The organism is Streptomyces sp. NPDC002130, assembly GCF_040296465.1.
Classification (GTDB): Bacteria; Actinomycetota; Actinomycetes; order Streptomycetales; family Streptomycetaceae; genus Streptomyces.
Genome location: NZ_JBEOXI010000781.1, coordinates 1 through 1,521 on the forward strand (window position 1 = coordinate 1; position 1,521 = coordinate 1,521).

The 1,521-nt window shown below is 62.9% G+C and carries 2 protein-coding genes and 1 pseudogene; all 3 read left to right on the forward strand.

From position 1 onward, the window contains the following. Positions 1-87: 87 nt before the first annotated feature. Positions 88-198: pseudogene (locus ABT116_RS45465) on the forward strand (ABC transporter ATP-binding protein); the annotation flags it as partial. 35 nt (positions 199-233) lie between these two features. Beyond that, on the forward strand, positions 234-824 hold the full coding sequence (locus ABT116_RS45470) for a pyridoxamine 5'-phosphate oxidase family protein (protein ID WP_351646940.1): 591 nt from the start codon (positions 234-236) through the stop codon (positions 822-824). Between the two features lie 34 nt (positions 825-858). Then, a partial coding sequence (locus ABT116_RS45475; RefSeq protein ID WP_351646943.1) for a cation:proton antiporter occupies positions 859-1,521 on the forward strand: 663 nt, incomplete at its 3' end.

Consider the following 1,521-nt stretch of genomic DNA (forward strand, 5'->3'; position numbering starts at 1 on the left):
GGCCATTCCGATGGCGTACAAAGTGACACCGCCCGGTTGCCCCACCCTTTTGTCACCCCCCTAGACTGAACTTCCAGCACAGGCGGCGTCCGCACCGTGTTCGGTCTCGACAGTCGAATCATCCCCGACCCCATCTCGGGTAAGCCGTTGGTGTTGCCGCTGGGGCGCCACCACGTCCTCGACGACGTGTTGACGTGACGGCGTCGAGTGTCCCGAGCGGGCGGATCGAATCCGTGGAACAACTCAATGCGATTCTCGGACAGCCCCATCCGACGATCATGGAGAAGCACACCGCCTACACGACTCCGTTGATCCGTGAATTCATCGAGCAGGCACGGTTTTTTGTGCTCGCGACATCCGATGCGGCCGGAAATTGCGATTGCTCGCCGCGTGGAGACTTGGTCAGTCAGGTTCTGTTTCCCGACGAGAAGACGCTGGTGCTTCCGGATCGTCCGGGCAACCGGCGCGCTGACTCGTACCGGAACATGATCGAGAATCCCCACGTGGGGATCCTCTTTCTCGCGCCCGGCCACGACGAGATCGTGCGCGTCAACGGCACGGCGACCCTCTCGACAGATGCTGATCTGTTGGAGTCGATGGCGATGAACGGCAAGCCGGCGCAGCTTGCGGTGATCGTGAAGATCGACGAGGCGTATCTCCATTGCGCGCGAGCGATTCTGCGGGCAAAGCTCTGGGATCCGGCGACGTGGCCTACTCCCGAGGACGTGCCGAGTCTGCGCGACATGATGGCCGAGCAGCACACCCTCCAGGTCGAGGATCTCGAACCGGCTCGGCAGGAGGCGTACCGCAAGTACCTGTACTGAACGCGGATTTGTCACCTATGTCCGATAATGATCCGTGCCTTCAATTGCCTCATCGCTGTTCTGGATTGCGCTGATCGCGGCGGTCGCGCCGATAGTCGCGGGCTTGATCCCACGTCGGCTCGTTCCCGAAGTGGTGTTGCTGCTTGTCGCGGGCGCAGTGGTCGGGCCGTTCGCCCTCAACATCGCAGCTGACAGCGAAGCGATCGGAATCTTGCGCGAACTCGGCCTCGGCATGCTGTTCCTCCTCGCCGGTTACGAGATCGACCGACAGGAACTCAGTGGCCGGGGTGGCCGTCGTGCGCTCTACACGTGGCTGTTCTGCCTCGCGCTGGCGTTCACGGTGGTCGCGCTGCTGGGCATGAGGAACGTGATTTCCGCCGAAGCCGCTGTTGCCATCGCGATGACGTCGACCGCTCTGGGCACGCTGCTGCCGATCCTCAAGGACAACAAACTCCTCGACACACGCTTGGGCAAGACCGTCCTCAACCACGGGGCCGTCGGCGAACTCGGGCCGGTCGTCGCGATGGCGGTGCTGCTGAGCGCCCGTGGTGCCGTCCTGTCGCTGATCGTCCTTGCCGTCTTCGCCTTGATCGCTGTCATCGTGGCGGTGCTGCCCGGCAAGCTGATTCACGAAGGCTCGTGCTCAAATCCCCGCGTCTCACGTGGCGGAAAACACGACCCGGGAGCCATTACCGGG